This is a genomic window from Ruegeria sp. AL11, from assembly GCF_056540865.1.
On record NZ_JBQFXO010000003.1, the window covers coordinates 110,688 to 129,465 of the forward strand.

Here is an 18,778-nt window from a genome sequence, read left to right on the forward strand (position 1 = left end):
CATCATCCCCATAACCTGCCCCATCGCATGGTTGCTTTTCATTGCATGTGTCTCCGTTTCTTTTCGTTCATTTGACGCATTTGCCTTTTGGCGATTAGGCTTGGGCATGCGCTTTTTCCTTTTGTGCCTCAGCCTGACGCTCTCCGCCACCCCTTCCGGGGCGCAAGACGCGATTGGCTTAGCCAGCCCGACCGAAGTTTCGAACTCGGGCCTTTTGCAACATATTCTTCCGCGCTTTTCACTCAAGACCGGGATACGGGTAATCAGCGATGCTGAGGGCGTTATGTCGTTGAATACCGGTGCCGAGGGCGATCCGGTCTTTGCGCGTGGCGACATCGTCTATCACCTGCGCATTCAGGGCGACCCGAAACAGGAGCGCTTTCGTGACTGGCTCCTGTCGGATATCGGCAAGCGCACGATCGAAAGCTATGCCCCGGATCAAGGCCCGCCCTTTAGTGCCAGTTTCGAAGTTGCCAGCGCCGAGGCCTCCGAAGTCATCGACGGCAACACCGCATTGGGTGAGGAGCTTTCGATGACCCATTGCGGTCGCTGCCATGTGATCGGCCCGCAGAACCGCATGAATGGGCTTGGTTCTACCCCCTCTTTCGCCGTGTTGCGCACATTGCCCGATTGGGACGAGAGGTTTCAGGCCTTCTTCGCGCTGAACCCCCACCCGGCCTTCACGCAGATCGAAGGTCTGACGCCCCCTTTCGATCCCTCGCGTCCGTCGCCTATACACCCCGTTGAGATGACGCTGGACGATCTGGACGCCATCCTGGCCTTTGTCTCGGTCATCAGCGCAGCGGATCTCGGCGCGCCGCTGCAGCATCAATGATCCTTCCGTTTTGAGAAATAGTCATCCGTCGTCACAACCTTGGGCCGCGGCTTGGACTGGAACGGATTGTCCTGCATGTTGAACTGCGCCCCCACCCGGCAATTGTCGCACATCTGGATCATCCGCGCCTGCTCGGACGAGGCAAACATAGGGTGTATCCCCGACAGCTTCTCCATGACCCGCTCCACCGTTGATTTCACACCGAACGGGGCACCGCATTCGACACATTCAAAGGGCTCTTCCTCGTTCAACACCTGCTGAGACAACGCGGCATCGCTCAGGTCCAGTTGGGGAACCAGCGCAATGGCATCCTCGGGGCAGATGTTGCGGCACAGACCGCATTGCAAACAGGCGTCCTGCTGGAAGTTAAGCTGAGGTTTATCCGGGTTGTCGATCAGGGCCCCCGATGGGCAGAGCGATACACAACTGAGGCACAGCGTACACGCATCCGTATCCACCGCGACGGCCCCATAGGGTGCGCCTTGGGGCAAAGCTAGAGGCTCCTCGGCCTTAGGGTTCAGAGCCTGCGCTGCCAACCGGGCGACTTGTCGACGGTTCCCCAACGGCAGAACCGGATCGGTCAGTGCCGCCGGTACCTCTTGCGCATAAAGCAGATCGCTCATCGCATCCGGGTCGGCCTCATCAATCAAACCAAGACCCGCGTCCGGAGCGATCGCCTGTGCAAGCTCCAGCTCGCGGTCCAGCGCGTCCCGCTCGGTCGTGGGGGCCAGCAGGATGTCGACCCTCGCAAAGCCGTGGGCCAAAGCGGCCAGCATCTCGGCGTGGCCGAAACCGGAAATCACACTCAACTCCATCGGAATGACATCGGCGGGAAGTCCACGTCCGAACCGCGCGGCAAGTCGGACCATCTCGGCCCCATGGGCGTCATGCACTAGCAGACGCGGCGCGGAGCCTCCAGCCCGGCGATAGGTCCGGGCCAGGACATGCATGCGCGACAGCACCGCCGACACAGGCGGGTCTTCATAGGTGATCGCGGTCGAGGGGCACAGCGCCGCGCAAGCCCCACAGCCAGCACAGATCATGGGATCTATGGCAACATGCTCTCCGGCGGGCGTGATGGCCCCGGTCGGGCAGATATCGAGGCAATTGGTACAGGCCACCTGCTCGGCCCGCGAATGGGCACACAGAGTTTCCTCAAGACGCACATAGAGAGGTTTTTCGAACGTCCCAACCAGCTGCGCTGCATCAAACGCCAGCTTGGAGACAGCCAACGGGTCGCGCGGGTCCGCCCGCAGATAACCCTCTCGCTTGGCCGGAGCTTGAACCAGTGGCGTGTCTCCGGTCACATCAATCAGGATGTCACAGGCCGACTGCGCCCCGTCGCGCGGATCGGTCCAGCCAAACGCCCCACGACCACCCGGGGCAATTTGCTGCAACCCGTCGATCCGCAGGACAAACCCACCCAAAGCGCCCGAAACCGAACGCACCTGCCCCCGTACCACGTCAAAGCTGCGGCTGATGGGCGAGGTCTCATCTCCCGTCACAACAGTCACCGCCAGCGTGGTTGCCAAACGCTCGGCCAGATCAAAGGCGACCTCGGCCGGACCAACGATGCAACAGGTCCCCTCGCTGATGACATCAACACTGGGCGAGATGGGCATCGGCACCAACGCCTCAGCCGCCAGGGCCGCCATCTTTGGGGCCGCGTCGCCAGATTGGTCAGACCAGCCCGCGCGGTCCCTCAGATCGACAAAGGCGGGTGCATCAACCTCAAGGTCCTCGGCCAGATCGCGAAACACCTCCTGCTCCTGCCCGCAGGCAATAAGCAGTTGGTCATCCCCCGTCATAAAGTCAGCAACGACACTCAGCTCTCGCGTGCAAAGGGCGGTGTGTGTTTTACTGCACTCCAGCTCGGTGGCCGCGCCGATACGGTCGGCATCCACCTGCTGCGAGCCTTCGCAGTTACATAGAATAAGTTTGGTGGCCATGTCCCTCCCCCGGACAGCTTCCTGACTTGTTACCTTAGATGGTATCGCTCGGCTGGCAATCCAGTCTTTGTCAAACACCAAGGATCGCAAACTAAATTCTTTGGGAGCGCCTGTTTTTCCTGACACAAACGCTCGGAATTTCACTTGTTAAACTTTAGTCGTACAAGAGGGTTTTCACGCGATTGAGACTTGGCAGAGCCGCCCTATGTGTACCATAGTAGACTTAGGGTAAGGCAGGGGAGAGCCTTACGGGGAGGAGCCAGTGGCCAAGGCCGCAAGCCGTATTAAAATGCCTGTTGGCGTCATCGTGCGCAAGACACCCGGGGTAACTCGCTGGGCTAAATGGAACTGGCGTGCAGTTGCCGTGCTGCCCGGTGCAGGCCCTGCTGATTGGGTGGAGCTTCGGCGCGAAGGCGACGCGGTGGAGTATCACGCCGCCACCTTGCCCCTAACCCTCTGGGCCGATGAGACCGAAGCTTATATGGTCAACCTGTCTGATGGGCAGCCTTCCGTTTATCTGGTTCTGCGCAACGATCTGGACGGCAACCGCCCGATGGATGCGGCGCTGATCACCGCCTCTCCGTTCGAAGGGCAGGATTATGCTGATACAGGCGAAGAGATTGTTGAGAAAATCCCGATGACCGAAGGCCTGATCGCCTGGGTTCGGGATTTCACCTTGGAACACCACCGGGATGAAGTTTTCATCAAGCGCCGTCGTGACAAGAAACGGACGGACCTTGTGGAGGACGGCAAAGGGGATGCGCGTATTCGGCAGACCTCGGACGTCTACCGCGCACCAAGGAAGGTGCTGCAATGACCCAACCACGCGATTTCTGGTCCCGTCGAAAGGCAGCCGTTCAGGCCGAAACCGAGGCCGAAGCGATCGCGGTGGAACAACAAACCATTGCCGCGCAACAGGCCGAGTTGGAAGAAAAGAGCGACGCCGAAGTTCTGGCCGAGTTCAATCTGCCCGACCCCGATCAGTTACAAGCTGGCGATGATGTGTCGGGCTTTATGGCTAAGGCAGTCCCCGACCGTTTGCGCCGCCGTGCCCTGCGTCGGCTATGGCGACTGAATCCTGTATTGGCCAATGTGGACGGGCTGGTTGACTATGGTGAAGACTACACCGATGCCGCCTGTGTAATCGAAAACCTCCAAACCGCCTATCAGGTCGGCAAAGGGATGTTGGCGCATATCGAGGCTTTGGCAGCCGAAGAGGATGAGCCTGAAATCGACGCCCCCGAGCCTGTCGAGGAAGAAGAACCCGCCGCGCTCGCCGAACCTGAACCAGCTCCGGAACCGATGGTTCTGGCCGAAGTGGAAGAGCCCGAGGACGAGCCCAATACCCCGGCCCCGCGCCGTATGAGATTTGATTTCGAAGGATAACGGATGACCGCAAGCAACGCGCAACACATGGATATCTCGGCCGAGGATCGGCTGCGCGCTGATTTCTACAACTTTCTGGGCCTGCTGCTGGCTGGCGCGCCGGATCAATTGCTATTGGATCAGATGGCGGGGCTAAGCGGCGATGACACCGATCTGGGTCAGGCTATTCAAGCCATGGCGCGGGTGGCCAAAGTGACCAAACCCGCCGCCGCAGAACGTGAGTTCAACGCGCTGTTTATCGGATTGGGTCGTGGTGAGCTGCTGCCCTATGCCAGCTTTTACCTGACCGGGTTCCTAAACGAAAAACCTCTGGCTCAGTTGCGCAACGATATGGCCGTGCGTGGCATAACCCGCGCCAAGAACGTGTTCGAGCCCGAGGATAACATCGCATCACTGATGGAGATTATGGCTGGTATGATCGTGGGCCGGTTTGGAACCGCTGCCCCGCTCGACGATCAAAAAGCGTTCTGGAACAAACATATCGGCCCTTGGGCCGCACATTTCTATTCGGATTTGGAAGCTGCCGAAGCTTCGGTTCTCTATGCCTCGGTCGGGACGGCCGGTCGGGTGTTCATGGAGATCGAGCGTGAGGCCTTCCGAATGACGGCGGCATAACCCGCCACTCACCGGCGCCCAAGAAGGCGCTAGATCGCAAATGGGAGAGGAGACACCCATGAGCAAGACCAAGGAAGAAGGCGCAACCCGTCGCGACTTCCTCAAACTGGCCGGAACCGCAGCGCCCGCTGCTGTCGCCTCCGCCAGCCTAAGCGGTCAAGCCGAAGCAGCCGAGCTGCCGACGGACGAGACCCGCATGCAGGACACCGCGCATACCCGCGCGTACCTGGAAAGCGCGCGCTTCTAAGCCGCCTCGACTGCGCCCGGCCTAGCCGCCGGACGATGTCATCTACCCGACGGACGGTTGCGATTGGCCCTGATGTCGGTTCGCGAAGTACCAAGCCAGCCGTGGCTGACACGGCGCGCAAGGGAGGAAAACAATGCTTAGGAAAAAGACCAACGGGGTTGCGAGACGCCCCCAGCGGACAAGTATCCTGTCCCAGGTCGGCGAGAAAACCGTCGATCGCCGCGCATTCCTGCGTGGCTCGGGCCTGACGATCGGCGGCCTTGCCGCGATCAGCGCCACGGGTGGAACCGTGACGCAAGCCAGCGCCCAGACAGCGGCAAACCAAGCCGTTGAGAATATCAAATCCGTCTGCACTCACTGCTCGGTCGGCTGTACAGTCGTTGCCGAGGTGCAAAATGGCGTCTGGGTCGGTCAGGAACCCGGTTGGGACAGCCCGTTCAACCTGGGTGCACACTGCGCCAAGGGGGCCGCGGTCCGCGAACACGCCCACGGCGAACGCCGCCTCAAATATCCGATGAAAAAGGAAGGCGGAGAGTGGAAGCGCATCAGCTGGGATGAGGCGATCAACGAGATCGGCGACGGCATGATGAACATCCGTCAGGAATCCGGGCCGGACAGTGTGTACTGGCTGGGCTCTGCGAAGCACAATAACGAACAGGCCTATCTGTTCCGCAAGTTTGCCGCCTACTGGGGCACGAACAACGTGGACCATCAGGCCCGTATCTGCCACTCGACCACCGTTGCGGGCGTTGCGAACACATGGGGCTACGGCGCCATGACCAACTCGTATAACGACATGCACAACAGCCGGGCCATCTTTATCATCGGTGGTAACCCGGCCGAGGCGCACCCCGTCTCGTTGCTGCATATCCTGCGTGCGAAAGAGCAAAACAACGCACCTCTGATCGTCTGCGACCCACGCTTTACGCGCACCGCGGCGCACGCGGATGAATATGTCCGCTTCCGCCCCGGCACAGACGTCGCATTGGTCTGGGGTATCCTGTGGCACATCTTCGACAACGGTTGGGAGGACAAGGAGTTCATCCGCACCCGTGTCTGGGGGATGGACCAGATCAAGGAAGAGGTTGCCAAGTGGACCCCGGATGAGGTCGAGCGCGTCACCGGCACACCCGGCTCACAGCTGCGCCGCGTCGCCCGGACCATGGTGAACAACCGTCCCGGCACCGTTGTCTGGTGTATGGGTGGTACTCAGCACACCAACGGCAACAACAACACCCGCGCCTACTGTGTGCTTCAGCTTGCGCTCGGCAACATGGGCACCACGGGTGGTGGCACCAACATCTTCCGCGGCCATGACAACGTGCAGGGCGCGACAGACCTTGGTGTTCTGTCCCACACCCTGCCCGGCTACTATGGCCTGTCGAAAGGGGCATGGGGTCACTGGGCCCGTGTCTGGGGTGAAGATCCTGAATGGCTGGCCGGTCAGTTCGCCACGATCAAGGACAAGGAAGGCAAGGATAAACCGCTCCAGAACGAGCGCGGCATCCCGGTCTCACGCTGGATCGACGGTGTTCTGGAAGACCCTGCCAACATGGATCAGGACAACAACGTCCGCGCCATGGTTCTTTGGGGCCACGCGCCCAACTCGCAGACCCGGATGACGGAAATGAAGACGGCGATGGAGAAGCTGGACATGCTGGTCGTGATTGACCCGTATCCCACCGTCTCGGCCGTTCTGCAGGACCGCACTGATGGCGTCTACCTGTTGCCAGCCTGTACCCAGTTCGAAACACGTGGCTCGGTCACGGCATCGAACCGCTCGCTGCAGTGGCGCGACAAGGTGGTGGATCCTCTGTTCGAAAGCTTGCCGGACGAGGTCATCATGGCCAAGTTTGCCAACAAGTTCGGCTGGGCGGATCGTCTGTTCCGCAACATCGAGATGGACGACCCGGAAACCCCGAATGTTGAAAGCATCACGCGTGAGTTCAACTCGGGCCTCTGGACCATCGGCTATACCGGTCAGTCGCCAGAACGTCTGAAAAGTCACATGGCCAACCAGCACACGTTCGACAGAACCACGCTGCAAGCCATTGGTGGACCCAACGACGGCGAGTATTACGGTCTGCCCTGGCCTTGCTGGGGAACGCCTGAGATGGGTCATACAGGGACACCGAACCTCTATGACATGTCCAAACCGGTGGCCGAAGGCGGCCTGACCTTCCGCGCCCGTTTCGGGGTGGAACGCGATGGTGACAACCTGCTGGCCGAAGGGGTCTATAGCGTCGGATCGGAAATTCAGGATGGTTATCCCGAATTCACGATGCAGATGCTGATGGACCTTGGCTGGGATGGAGACCTGACGGCTGAGGAACGCGCGGCAATCGACGCCGTTGCGGGACCAGAGACCAACTGGAAAACCGACCTTTCCGGCGGTATCCAGCGGGTCGCGATCGCTCATGGCTGTGCGCCCTTCGGGAACGCAAAGGCACGCGCGGTTGTCTGGACCTTCCCGGATCCGATCCCACTGCACCGCGAGCCGCTCTACACGAACCGGCGCGATCTGGTGGAGGACTATCCAACCTACGAGGACCGTCAGGCCTATCGTCTGCCCACCCTTTACGCTTCGATCCAAAAGAACGACTTTTCAAAGGATTACCCGATAATCCTCACGTCAGGTCGTCTGGTCGAATATGAAGGCGGCGGCGATGAGACACGGTCCAACCCGTGGCTGGCCGAGCTTCAGCAGGACATGTTCGTCGAGATCAATCCGCGCGATGCCAATAACCTTGGTATTCGGGACGGATCGCAGGTCTGGGTCGAAGGTCCTGAGGGCGGCAAGGTCAAGGTAATGGCGATGCTGACCAACAGGGTCGGCGCCGGCGTAGCCTTCATGCCATTCCACTTTGGCGGCCATTTCCAGGGCGAGGACCGGAGGGATAAATATCCCAAAGGTGCCGATCCCTATGTGCTGGGTGAAAGCACCAACACCGCCCAGACTTATGGCTATGATTCAGTGACCCAGATGCAGGAGACCAAAGCGACTCTCTGCAAGATCTGGTCAGCGTAAGGAGGAGAAGAGAAAATGGCAGCAAGAGCAAAATTTCTCTGCGACGCTGAACGCTGTATCGAGTGCAACGCCTGTGTCACCGCGTGTAAGAACGAACACGAGGTGCCATGGGGCATCAACCGCCGCAGGGTGGTAACGATCAATGACGGCAACCCGGGCGAACGCTCAATCTCGGTGGCCTGTATGCATTGTTCGGATGCGCCTTGCATGGCGGTGTGCCCGGTCGACTGCTTCTATCAGAACGAAGAAGGCGTCGTCCTGCACTCCAAGGACCTGTGCATTGGCTGCGGCTATTGCTTCTACGCGTGCCCCTTCGGCGCGCCGCAATACCCGCAGGCGGGCAACTTCGGATCGCGCGGCAAGATGGACAAATGTACCTTCTGCGCCGGTGGTCCCGAGGAAACGCACTCGACCGCAGAGTTCGCCAAATATGGTCGCAACCGGATCGCCGAGGGCAAACTGCCCATCTGTGCCGAGATGTGTTCCACCAAGGCCCTGCTCGCCGGTGACGGCGACGTCGTCTCGGCCATCTACCGCGAGCGTGTCGTTGCGCGCGGGTTTGGCTCGGGCGCGTGGGGTTGGGGCACGGCCTACGACCAGAAAGACGGCTGATCCGTCTGTTTAAGAAACAGGTGACCCGCAAATGTGGGTCACCTGCATTTGGCATTTTGACCGAGGTTCAGATGTTCCGTCTACTCTTCGCCCTTCTGTTCACCCTTGGGCTGACTCAGTTCGCCCTTGCCCAAAGCACCGAGACGGAGGCCCCCGCTGCGGATGAACGCGCCTCGACTGGCGGTGCCACGACGCTCGAAGATATTCTGGCGCGGCAGCGGGGAGAGAAAGTGGACAACGCCTACCGCTCGGAAAACACCGGTCAGGGCAACGTCGAGGGGCTGCTGGGCCAATTCGGAACAAGCGGCGTTGCCTCGGACAGCGACGTGTATCGGGCTATTCGCTTTGGCTCGGCCGATACAACGGTTTCCTCGCAAGGCCCTGCCGCCGGTGTCCTGATTCAGGATGGCGGCATGTGGTGGTGGAACTTCCGAACGGGTCCACTGCGTGATTACGGCAGCTACATCATTGCTGGAATGGCAGCCGTCATTCTGCTGTTCTTCCTGATCCGCGGTAAAATCCGCATTGATGGCGAAAAGACAGGCCGCACGGTTCTACGCTTCAACAGTTTTGAACGGTTCGGGCACTGGCTGTTTGCCGGCTCGTTCCTGATCCTCGGTATCACTGGCCTGCTGACGCTTTATGGCCGCGACTTCCTGATCCCGATCTTCGGCAAGGAAGGCTTCGCGACCATCGCGCAGGGTTGCAAATGGCTGCACAACAACCTCGCATGGGCCTTCATGCTGGGCTTGATCATCGTCACCGTGAACTGGATCGCCCATAACATTCCCAACAAAACCGACCTGAAATGGCTGGCCGCCGGAGGGGGATTGTTCACCAAGGGCAGCCATCCGCCCGCCAAGAAATTCAACGCAGGTCAGAAAATCATCTTCTGGGCCTGTATCCTGCTGGGTATCTCGATCAGCCTATCCGGCCTGTCGCTACTGTTCCCGTTCGAGCTGCCGATGTTCGCCAAAACCTTCTCGATCGCCAACTCCACCGGCATTCCTCAAGCACTTGGCCTAAGCCTGCCCGTCCAGATGTCGCCGCAAGAGGAAATGCAATACGCACAGGTCTGGCACGTCATGGTGGCCTATGTCTTCATCGCCATCATCATCGCCCATATCTACCTCGGCTCGGTCGGCATGGAAGGCGCGTTTGACGCCATGGGCACTGGCGAGGTCGAAGAGCAGTGGGCGCGTGAGCATCACTCGCTCTGGCTGGAAGAGGTGCAGGAAAAAGAGGCAAGAAAAGCAGCGGCCTCTCCCGCTGAATAGATGCGCTGGCTCGCTGTCGCGCTGGCCCTGATCCCCCTGCCCGCATGGTCCGAGTTCTTTACGCTCAAGGGCCATGGCGGGCCGATCATGGGCATCGCAACCGCACCTGACGGGCGGATCGCCACGGCCAGTTTCGACAATTCGGTTGGCCTGTGGTCCGATCAAATGCCCGAATGGTTGGAGGGCCATGAAGCCGCCGTCAACTCTGTTGTGTTCAACGGCACTGCCATCTACTCCGCCGGAGACGATTTCACCCTGCGCCGCTGGCCGGGTGGAGAGGTCGTGGGCCAGCACAAGGGCAAAATCGTGGGCCTTGCAGCCTCAAAAACCCATGTGGCAACAGCCAGTTGGGACGGAACAATTGGGTTGTGGCCGGTGGACGGCTCCGCCCCGCAGATGCTGGGTCCGGCCGGTGGCGGTGTGAACGCGGTGGTGTTTTCAGAGGATGGAACCCGGTTGTTCTCAGCGGGCGTGGACGGCAGCTTGCGCGAATGGGACGTGGCCAGCGGCCAGGAAAACCGGCGCGTGGTCGAACATGGTTTCGGCATCAATGAGCTTGCCCTGAACGAACAAGACGGCTGGATCGCCTATGGCGCTGTGGATGGCGGGACCCGTATCCGCGACCTCAGCACGGATGAAGAGAGAGATTTCACGCTGGACCGACGCCCTATTCTGGCGCTGGCCCTCAGCCCCGATCGCAGCCTATTGGCAGTCGGGGATGGCGAAGGTTACATAATGGTGATCGACACGGTGGACTGGCGTATTGCCCAAGATTTTCGCGCCACGTTGCGGGGGCCGGTCTGGGCGCTGGCGTTCTCGACTGACGGCCAGAACATCCACGCGGGGGGAATTGATGAGGCCATGTATAGTTGGCCCGTCGCTGCACTGCGGGAACAGGAGCAGATGGCTGCGTCTGAACCCAGCTTCTTGAAAGACCCCGACCAGATGAGCAACGGCGAACGGCAATTCGCCCGAAAATGCTCGATCTGTCACAGCTTGACTCCGGACGGGCAACGCCGTGCAGGTCCGACACTTTACGAAGTGTTCGGACGGCAAGCCGGAACCCTGCCCGGTTATTTCTACTCGGAAACGTTGCAAGACTCTGATATCATTTGGAATGACGAGACGATAAATGCCCTTTTCGATGAGGGGCCGGATCACTACATTCCAGGATCAAAGATGCCGATGCAGCGGATCACGCAAGAACAGGACCGGAACGACCTGATCGCATTTCTGCGCCGCGCAACGGTTGATCCGAACTGAACCGGAGGAAAAGATGAAAGCCTTTCTTGCCGCCGCAACTGCAATGGTCGTCATCACTGTTGCCGCCCCCTTTGCGCTGAACCAAATCGGCTTCAGCGCGGAACAGGCGACCTCTGGCCCTGCTGTGCGCCTCGACTGAATGTCCGAATACCTGACGACGAAAGAGCTGGCCGACCTGTTGCGGATCGGCGAGCGGAAAGCCTATGATCTCGCTTCCTCGGGCGAGGTGCCTTGCGTCCGCGCCATGGGCAAGCTGCTGTTTCCCCGGATCGAGGTGATTGCATGGCTCAACGCGTCCCGCTCCGGTCCACAGGTAGCGGAACCGCCCCTGCCTCCGATCGTCGCGGGCAGCCATGATCCACTGTTGGACTGGGCACTGCGGGAGAGCGGATCTGGTCTCGCGACGTATTACGATGGCTCATTCGACGGGCTCAGCCGCCTAGGTAGTCGAAGCGCGCAGGCAGCGGCGCTGCATATCCATGAAGACGAAGGCTTCAACACCCAATCCCTGCGCGATGCTTTGGGTGAGGCCCCTGTGGTCCTGATCGAGATTGCGCAGCGACAACGCGGGCTTTTGCTGTCTCCGGAGACCTCGGACATTGCAGGTTTTGCCGACCTCAGAGGTCGCCGCGTCGTCTTGCGCCAAAATAGCGCCGCCAGCCAACGTCTCTTCGATGCCGAGCTCACAACCCATGGCCTGACCCGAGACGACCTGACTGCTCTACCCACCTGCGCCCGCACCGAGGAAGAGCTGGCCATCACTCTGCACGACAACAAAGCCGAGGCCGGGTTTGGTCTGGGCGCATTGGCCAGCCTTTACAGCCTACGCTTCGTGCCGACCCACTCGGAACGGCTGGATCTGGCAATCTGGCGGCGGGCGTATTTCGACGAGCCGATGCAGAAACTACTGCGCTTCATACGGTCGGAACAGTTCCGCATCCGCGCTTCGGAGTTTGGGGGGTACGACCTGAGCAGTTTGGGCCAGGTCCACCACAATGGCGCCAGCGGCTAACACGCCCTCTTTTCAAGAATTCGTTCGCCGCAAGCAAACTTACTGTGCATTAGGGAAAAACACCTGCTGCCCTTCCAGCCGGAAATCCGCAATCGCCGCCTGACCGTCCGGCCCAGTCAGCCAATCAATGAACCTCTGCCCCGCATTGGCGCGCGTTTTCGGATGCCGCTCGGGATTCACCAGGATCACACCATATTGGTTGAATAACCGCGGATCGCCCTCGACCAGAATCTCAAGATCCCCTCTGTTTCCAAAGGAAAGCCATGTCGCGCGGTCGGTCAGCGTATAGGCCCCCATGCCGCTGGCTATGTTCAGCGTGGCACCCATACCTGACCCGGTCTCGCGATACCATTCGCCCGACGCTTCGGTCGGATCCAAACCAGCATCCGCCCAATGGCCCATCTCGGCCTTATGCGTTCCGCTGTCATCCCCGCGCGAGGTGAAGACGGCCTCTGCCGCCTCAATGGCAGAAAGCGCGGAGAGGATATCCGCCCCTCCTTTGACGCCAGCCGGGTCTGATTTTGGCCCGACCAGAACAAAGTCATTGTACATCAGATCCAAGCGCTCAACGCCCCAACCATCCGCAACAAACTTCTCTTCCGCAGGCTTGGAATGGACCAACAGCACGTCCCCATCGCCGTTCACCGCATTGCGAATGGCCTGACCGGTGCCAACGGCTACGACACGGACATCAATACCGCTTTCCGCCTCAAAGCCCGGCAACAGATAGTCCAGCAACCCCGAATTCTGCGTCGAGGTCGTGGATTGCACCACGATAAACGGCTCCTCCGCTGTGGCTATGCCAGCCATCATCCCAAGCCCAAGCGCCGCTGCGCGCAAAATTGCCCGTCTCATCACATGCTCCAATGTTTTTGTTATGTAACCAATGCGCCCGAGAGATAGCGACGTGATGCGTCGCTTTCAGGGGCATCCAGAACCTGTTTGGCCGGTCCGTGTTCCACCACACGCCCGCCCTGCATCATGACAATATCCGCAGCCAATCGCCGCGCCTGTCCGATATCATGTGTCACCATGACGATCCGCACCCCACGCGCTGAGGCTCGCAGGATCATGCGCTCAATCATCTGCACAGCGCTTGGGTCCAGTGCGCTGGTCGGCTCATCCAGAAACAGGGTCTCAGGAGTCATCGCCAAAGCCCGCAAGATCGCCAGGCGTTGCGCCTCCCCCCCGGACAAAGACCGCGCAGGCTGGCGGGCTTTGCTCTCAAGGCCACCTTCGGCCAACAGCTCGGCGATCCGAAGTTTGCGCGCGCGACGCGCCAGCCCCTGCCGTTTCAGCACGAAATCCAGATTGGCAGACACTGATCGGCGCAGAAGAACGGGCTGTTGAAACACCATTGCTTGCCGCGCTGTATGAAAGGCATTCAGCGGAGCACCATCCTGCACAACCTGTCCCTGATCTGGTGAGATCAACCCATGCAGACACCGCAAGAGCAGGCTTTTGCCCGCCCCGTTTGGACCCAGCAACAGTGTTGGCCCCGGCCCGTCCAGCGTCAGCTCGGCCACATCCAACAAGGCCTGCCCATTGCGCCGGATGACCAGATCACGGACCTGCAGGGACCGCGTCATATCAAAGGTCAGATCACGCATGACGCAACCCCTCCTGTTCGGCGCGGAGGCTGGCGGCACTGACCATGGCGTTCACAGCCACCGCGATCCCGATCAGGATCGCCCCCAGCGCCAGCGCCAAAGCCAGATTGCCTTTCGAGGTCTCGAGCGCGATTGTCGTCGTCATCACCCGCGTGACGTGATTGATGTTGCCGCCAACGATGATCACGGCGCCCACTTCGGCAATGGCACGTCCGAACCCGGCCAGAAGCGCGGTGATCAAAGCCAAGCGCGCATCCCACAACAACACCGGAACCGAGGCCAAACGCGACACTCCAAGTGAACGGAGTTGTTCTGAATACTCCTCGGCCAGCATCTCGACCACTTGCCGGGTCAGTGCGGCGATGATGGGCGTGACCAAAACCACCTGCGCGATGATCATGGCGGTGGGCGTATAGAGCAGCTCCAATACCCCCAAAGGCCCCGAACGGGACAGCATAAGATAGACCAACAGGCCGACCACCACCGGTGGAAAGCCCATCAAAGCATTCATCAGTACGATCAACGCGCGGCGACCGGGAAAGCGCGCCACGGCAAGCGCCGCACCAACGGGCATCCCGATCAGGGCCGAGATCAGCACCGCGAACACGGATACTTTCAGAGACAGAAAGACAATCGCCCACAGCTCTGCATCTCCATTGAGGATGAGAGAGAGGGCGTGACTGAATTCCTCTGCAAATCCTTGCATTTTATCCTTTTAAGCGAGACCAGATGGATGATTTGCGTTAATTTACAAGGAAATACTACTATAGATTCACCAAAAGTACATACACGAAACCGACAGTCAGAATAGAAAACGCGGCCCCGTTTTGGGACCGCGTCTTTGCGTCAGAAATGCCTGACTGGTTTAGTTCAGCGCTGCGTCGGTCACCTGATGTGTCCATGCACCTTCCGGCTTCGCGGTGATGACCGGATCGGATCCACCTGCCAACAGTGTACTTACCGTACGCTCAAAATCAGCCGGGTCCAGCGCCCCGTTCGATCCTGCGGTCAGTTTAGCAATCTCGCCCATCATGCGTTTCTGATGCTCTTCGGTCTGCGCACCAGTAGCGTCATTGTCGAGAACGATCAGAGCGGCCTCATCCGGGTTCTCTTCGGCATATTTCCAACCTTTCATCGAGGCCCGCACAAAGCGCTGCATTTTCTCAACAAAGGCTTCGTCGCTCAGGTTCTCTTCCAGCACGTAAAGACCATCTTCCAGCGTTGCCACGCCCTGATCTTCGTACTTGAAGGTCACCAGCTCATCCGGATTCACGCCTGCATCAATGACCTGCCAGTATTCATTGTAGGTCATGGTGCTGATGCAATCAGCCTGACGCTGCAGCAGAGGATCCACGTTGAAGCCTTGCTTCAGCACCTCTACACCGTTTTCAGCCTTACCGCCTGTGTCGATGCCCAACTGGCTCATCCAGCTCATAAACGGGAATTCGTTTCCAAAGAACCAAACGCCGAGAGTGCGGTTCTTCAGATCTTCGGGCGAGGAAATCCCCGCATCCTTCCAGCAGGTCAGCATCATGCCTGAGCTTTTGAAAGGCTGAGCGATATTGACCAGCGGCAAGCCTTTTTCCCGTGCGGCCAGTGCGGCCGGCATCCATTCGACGGTCACATCCGCACCGCCACCCGCGATCACCTGAGTGGGCGCGATATCGGGACCGCCCGGCAGGATAGTGACGTCCAGATCTTCTTCCTCGTAGAACCCCTTGTCCTTCGCGACGTAGTAGCCTGCAAACTGCGCCTGCGTGACCCATTTGAGCTGCAACGTTACCTCATCGGCGGCCAGTGATGCACTGGCGGCCAGGCTAAAGGCGGCAACCGCCCCGCTGAGTAGCTTTTTCATCTTCATCTTCTCCTTGTTACGAATTGCGCCCCGTTTTCGGGGTCTGGTTAGTCTTGTTATCTGCGTTGTGAGGGGTGCCAAAAGGTTACCATTTTTTCGATCCCTGCCACCAAAGCATAGAACACTGTTCCGGCGACTGCCGCCACTGCGATTTCTGCCCAGACGAGGTCGATCGACAGGCTGCCCACCCCGGTTGAAATCCGAAAGCCCATGCCGCGCGTGGGGGAGCCGAAATATTCGGCGACAATCGCCCCGATCAGCGCAAGTGTGGTGGCAATTTTGAGGCCATTGAATATGAACGGCATGGCCGCAGGCAGGCGTAACTTGATCAGCGTTTGCGTGTAGCTGGCCGCATAGGTCCGCATCAGGTCACGTTGCATCGCATCCGCCTCACGCAGGCCTTGCACCGTATTCACAAGGATCGGGAAGAACACCATCACCACAACCACAGCTGCTTTGGAGTGCCAATCGAACCCGAACCAGCTGACCAGAATAGGCGCGATTCCAACGATAGGCAGCGCGGCCACAAAGTTACCGATGGGCAGCAACCCTCGGGTCAGAAAGACGGACCGGTCGATCAGAACAGCCGTTAGAAAAGCGGCGGTAGCTCCGATTGCAAACCCGGTGAAAGCGCCTTTGAACACGGTCTGTTTGAAGTCCTGCCACAGAATATCGGTCGAGTTCACAAAGGTCTGCGCCACCATCGACGGCGGCGGCAGGATCACGGGTGAGACGCCCATCCCTTGTACCAGCCCTTCCCACAGGATCAGCAGCGTGACACCAAAGAGCACGGGCACAAAGACGCGCACGCCTTTGGAGTCCCGGTAGATCGACCGCGCCAGCCACGCGTTTAGCCACCAGGCACCGGCCCAGAAGACGAGGGAAAAGATCAACCAGCTCATGCGCTCATCCCCATGCGTTTCAGGGTCACTCGCTGCAGAATATCCAGCAAAGTCACCAGAATACCCGCCAGAATGGCCGCCGCGAACAAGGCCGCCCAAATGGCCAAAGGCGTGCCGAATTGATCGCCGATCAAAATGCGCGCGCCGAGGCCCGAAATTGCTCCGGTGGGAAGTTCACCCACAATCGTCCCGACCAAGGCCGCCGCAATGCCCACCTTCAGCGACGTAAAGAGATATGGCACCGAGGACGGCAGGCGCAGTTTCAGAAACGCCTGCAACCCGGTGGCGTTGTAGGTCTGAAGCAAATCCAGCTGCGAAACGGCCGGCGAGCGCAGCCCTTTAACCATCCCGACCAGCACAGGGAAATAGCATAGGTAAGCCGAGATAATCGCCTTGGGCACCCCACGCCCTTCGATCCCCAACTGAGAACTCAGGACGATGATCATGGGAGCCAGTGCCACGATCGGCACCGTCTGGCTGATGATGGCCCACGGCATCAGGCTCATATCCACAACACGGGAATAGACGATGGCCACGGCCCCTAGGATGCCAACCGCCGTGCCCAGTACAAATCCCCAGAGGGTGGATTGCAGCGTGATCCACCCGTGATAGATCAATGAGCGTTTCGACATTGCCCGCCCTCGCATCACCATTTCGCCGGTGGTTTTCCAAAGCTCTTGCCCGACTTGACCGGGCGTTGGCAGGCGCGGCCGGTCCAGCTCATAACCACCTGCGATATGCGACGGGTTCTGCACCATCAGAACCCAAACCGAAACCTGCTGACGGTCCCTCGACGTCTCGGGCGTCACAGTTTCCCCTGCACGTTCCGCCTGATCAAGCGAGACACGAACATTCATTGGTGCAACGGCCAGATACCACAGGACCGCAATGGCCAGCAGCACAGTCAGAACCGATAAGACCTGCTTCATGCGTGCCACTCCATCCGGTAGACCGGCACGGTGTCCGGGGGCACGGGAGGCTCTTCGCTTGTTACCTCGAACCCTTCGCGTTGATAGAACCGTTGCGCCGCTGTGTTCGGCGTGTGTGTTGTCAGCCAAAGAAACGCGCGGCCCTCTTTGGCCTTGTCGACAAAGCGCTTACCGATGCCCTGACCGGTCCGTCTACAATAAAGCGCACCAATCTTCTGCTCATTCGGGTCCACGGACATGTAGCAATCGACCGGGTTGCCTGTGACCCAAATCTCACGTTGATCAAACGCCTCTTCAATCAAGGCTGTCAGTTGATCAACAGGCAGCTCTTCCGGCATCCAATCCGTCTGGCAAGCCCAATCATGGATCACTTGGGCACAGGCCGGCACGTCCTGCAACGTTGCGCGCCTGATCATATCCGAGGCCTTATCAGTCATCATAGGAATGCCCCGCCCGCAGGCCGTCCCGCACCCGGTGTGCAACCTCAATAAACTCCGGCGTATCGCGGATATCCAAGGGCCGCTCCTTGGGCAGAGGGCTGTCTATCACATCCGTAATCCGCCCGGGCCGAGGGCTCATCACCACGATCTTAGTGCTGAGATACACCGCCTCGGGGATCGAGTGCGTCACAAAGCCAATCGTCTTCTCCGTACGCGCCCAGAGCGCCAGAAGCTGCTCGTTGAGGTGATCGCGCACGATCTCGTCCAACGCACCAAACGGCTCATCCATGAGTAGGATATCCGCGTCAAAAGCCAAAGCCCGCGCGATACTGGCCCGCTGCTGCATACCACCCGACAGCTGCCACGGAAATTTCCCACCAAATCCAGCAAGATCAACGAGTTCGAGAACTTTGTTCACGCGCTCTTCCTGCTCGGACGCGGAATAGCCCATGATCTCAAGCGGCAGCTTTATGTTCTTGGAGATGGTCCGCCACGGATACAGACCCGCCGCCTGAAACACATAGCCATAGGCCCGCTTGCGCCGCGCCTCATCCGGGGTCATGCCGTTGACGGTCAACGTACCGCCCGTCGGGGTCTCCAAAGCCGCGATGCAGCGCAGAAAGGTGGTCTTGCCGCAGCCCGAAGGGCCGATAAAGCTGACAAAGTCGCCTTTGTCGATCGTCAGGTTCACATCTTTCAGCGCGTGAACCGGGCCGTCATTCGTCTGGAAGGTGAGATCCAGCTGCCTTGCCTCGATCACAGGCTGGGTCGTAGAGTCAGTGTTCATTCCATAGCCTTGAAAAATTTGATTGCGGGCC

General features: G+C 59.5%; 20 protein-coding genes. 11 read left to right on the forward strand and 9 right to left on the reverse strand.

The genetic code is table 11. The features are described 5' to 3' along the window. Positions 1 to 106: 106 nt before the first annotated feature. Positions 107 to 835 (forward strand): c-type cytochrome, encoded by a 729-nt coding sequence (locus ACR0IP_RS06195; RefSeq protein ID WP_480524453.1) that lies wholly within the window; start codon positions 107 to 109, stop codon positions 833 to 835. Here the strand turns inward: ACR0IP_RS06195 and ACR0IP_RS06200 are convergent. Next, positions 829 to 2,784, reverse strand: coding sequence for a 4Fe-4S binding protein (locus ACR0IP_RS06200; protein WP_480524455.1), 1,956 nt, complete (start codon positions 2,782 to 2,784; stop codon positions 829 to 831). The two genes, ACR0IP_RS06195 and ACR0IP_RS06200, sit on opposite strands and share 7 nt — an antisense overlap. Before the next feature lie 262 nt (positions 2,785 to 3,046). Here ACR0IP_RS06200 and ACR0IP_RS06205 point away from each other — a divergent pair, with 262 nt between their 5' ends. The 10 genes from ACR0IP_RS06205 to ACR0IP_RS06250 all read left to right on the forward strand — a co-directional run bounded on the left by ACR0IP_RS06205 (position 3,047) and on the right by ACR0IP_RS06250 (position 12,224). Beyond that, positions 3,047 to 3,601, forward strand: coding sequence for a DUF3305 domain-containing protein (locus ACR0IP_RS06205; RefSeq protein ID WP_480524457.1), 555 nt, complete (start codon positions 3,047 to 3,049; stop codon positions 3,599 to 3,601). After that, positions 3,598 to 4,170 carry a DUF3306 domain-containing protein gene (locus ACR0IP_RS06210; RefSeq protein ID WP_480524458.1) on the forward strand — a complete coding sequence of 191 codons (573 nt, stop codon included), beginning with the start codon at positions 3,598 to 3,600 and terminating at the stop codon, positions 4,168 to 4,170. Before ACR0IP_RS06205 ends, ACR0IP_RS06210 begins: the two co-directional genes overlap by 4 nt. A gap of 3 nt (positions 4,171 to 4,173) precedes the next feature. After that, entirely contained in the window at positions 4,174 to 4,785 is a 612-nt protein-coding gene (locus ACR0IP_RS06215; RefSeq protein ID WP_480524460.1) for a TorD/DmsD family molecular chaperone, read from the forward strand. Between the two features lie 58 nt (positions 4,786 to 4,843). After that, a complete protein-coding gene (locus tag ACR0IP_RS06220; protein WP_480524462.1) occupies positions 4,844 to 5,032 on the forward strand; it encodes a twin-arginine translocation signal domain-containing protein in 189 nt (62 codons plus the stop codon). Positions 5,033 to 5,165: 133 nt separating this feature from the next. Further along, positions 5,166 to 8,060, forward strand: a complete 2,895-nt coding sequence (locus tag ACR0IP_RS06225) for a formate dehydrogenase subunit alpha (RefSeq protein ID WP_170526480.1) — start codon at positions 5,166 to 5,168, stop codon at positions 8,058 to 8,060. Positions 8,061 to 8,075: 15 nt separating this feature from the next. Continuing rightward, complete coding sequence (gene fdh3B, locus ACR0IP_RS06230; RefSeq protein WP_170376582.1) at positions 8,076 to 8,672, forward strand: formate dehydrogenase FDH3 subunit beta; 597 nt, start codon at positions 8,076 to 8,078, stop codon at positions 8,670 to 8,672. 71 nt (positions 8,673 to 8,743) lie between these two features. Further along, on the forward strand, positions 8,744 to 9,949 hold the full coding sequence (locus ACR0IP_RS06235) for a formate dehydrogenase subunit gamma (protein ID WP_425083288.1): 1,206 nt from the start codon (positions 8,744 to 8,746) through the stop codon (positions 9,947 to 9,949). Then, positions 9,950 to 11,212 (forward strand): c-type cytochrome, encoded by a 1,263-nt coding sequence (locus tag ACR0IP_RS06240; protein WP_170689980.1) that lies wholly within the window; start codon positions 9,950 to 9,952, stop codon positions 11,210 to 11,212. A gap of 13 nt (positions 11,213 to 11,225) precedes the next feature. Further along, positions 11,226 to 11,351 (forward strand): hypothetical protein, encoded by a 126-nt coding sequence (locus ACR0IP_RS06245; RefSeq protein ID WP_256439764.1) that lies wholly within the window; start codon positions 11,226 to 11,228, stop codon positions 11,349 to 11,351. Continuing rightward, complete coding sequence (locus tag ACR0IP_RS06250; RefSeq protein ID WP_480524466.1) at positions 11,352 to 12,224, forward strand: substrate-binding domain-containing protein; 873 nt, start codon at positions 11,352 to 11,354, stop codon at positions 12,222 to 12,224. It abuts the gene before it with no gap. Positions 12,225 to 12,263: 39 nt separating this feature from the next. Here the strand turns inward: ACR0IP_RS06250 and ACR0IP_RS06255 are convergent, their stop codons facing one another. From ACR0IP_RS06255 to ACR0IP_RS06290, 8 genes are all read right to left on the reverse strand, one after another. Further along, positions 12,264 to 13,079 (reverse strand): ABC transporter substrate-binding protein, encoded by an 816-nt coding sequence (locus ACR0IP_RS06255; RefSeq protein WP_170665302.1) that lies wholly within the window; start codon positions 13,077 to 13,079, stop codon positions 12,264 to 12,266. A 20-nt stretch (positions 13,080 to 13,099) separates the two neighbouring features. Next, positions 13,100 to 13,834: an ATP-binding cassette domain-containing protein gene (locus ACR0IP_RS06260; protein WP_480524468.1), complete on the reverse strand. Its 735-nt coding sequence runs from the start codon at positions 13,832 to 13,834 to the stop codon at positions 13,100 to 13,102. Next, positions 13,827 to 14,540, reverse strand: coding sequence for an ABC transporter permease (locus tag ACR0IP_RS06265; protein ID WP_170689975.1), 714 nt, complete (start codon positions 14,538 to 14,540; stop codon positions 13,827 to 13,829). Before ACR0IP_RS06265 ends, ACR0IP_RS06260 begins: the two co-directional genes overlap by 8 nt. A gap of 159 nt (positions 14,541 to 14,699) precedes the next feature. Then, positions 14,700 to 15,689: an ABC transporter substrate-binding protein gene (locus tag ACR0IP_RS06270; RefSeq protein ID WP_170376562.1), complete on the reverse strand. Its 990-nt coding sequence runs from the start codon at positions 15,687 to 15,689 to the stop codon at positions 14,700 to 14,702. 56 nt (positions 15,690 to 15,745) lie between these two features. Next, positions 15,746 to 16,591: an ABC transporter permease gene (locus ACR0IP_RS06275; protein WP_480524470.1), complete on the reverse strand. Its 846-nt coding sequence runs from the start codon at positions 16,589 to 16,591 to the stop codon at positions 15,746 to 15,748. Next, positions 16,588 to 17,520, reverse strand: coding sequence for an ABC transporter permease (locus ACR0IP_RS06280; protein WP_480524472.1), 933 nt, complete (start codon positions 17,518 to 17,520; stop codon positions 16,588 to 16,590). The genes ACR0IP_RS06275 and ACR0IP_RS06280 overlap by 4 nt, the downstream gene beginning before the upstream one ends. Continuing rightward, on the reverse strand, positions 17,517 to 17,960 hold the full coding sequence (locus ACR0IP_RS06285) for a GNAT family N-acetyltransferase (RefSeq protein ID WP_480524474.1): 444 nt from the start codon (positions 17,958 to 17,960) through the stop codon (positions 17,517 to 17,519). The genes ACR0IP_RS06280 and ACR0IP_RS06285 overlap by 4 nt, the downstream gene beginning before the upstream one ends. Continuing rightward, entirely contained in the window at positions 17,950 to 18,747 is a 798-nt protein-coding gene (locus ACR0IP_RS06290) for an ABC transporter ATP-binding protein (RefSeq protein WP_170376555.1), read from the reverse strand. Before ACR0IP_RS06290 ends, ACR0IP_RS06285 begins: the two co-directional genes overlap by 11 nt. Positions 18,748 to 18,778: the final 31 nt, after the last annotated feature.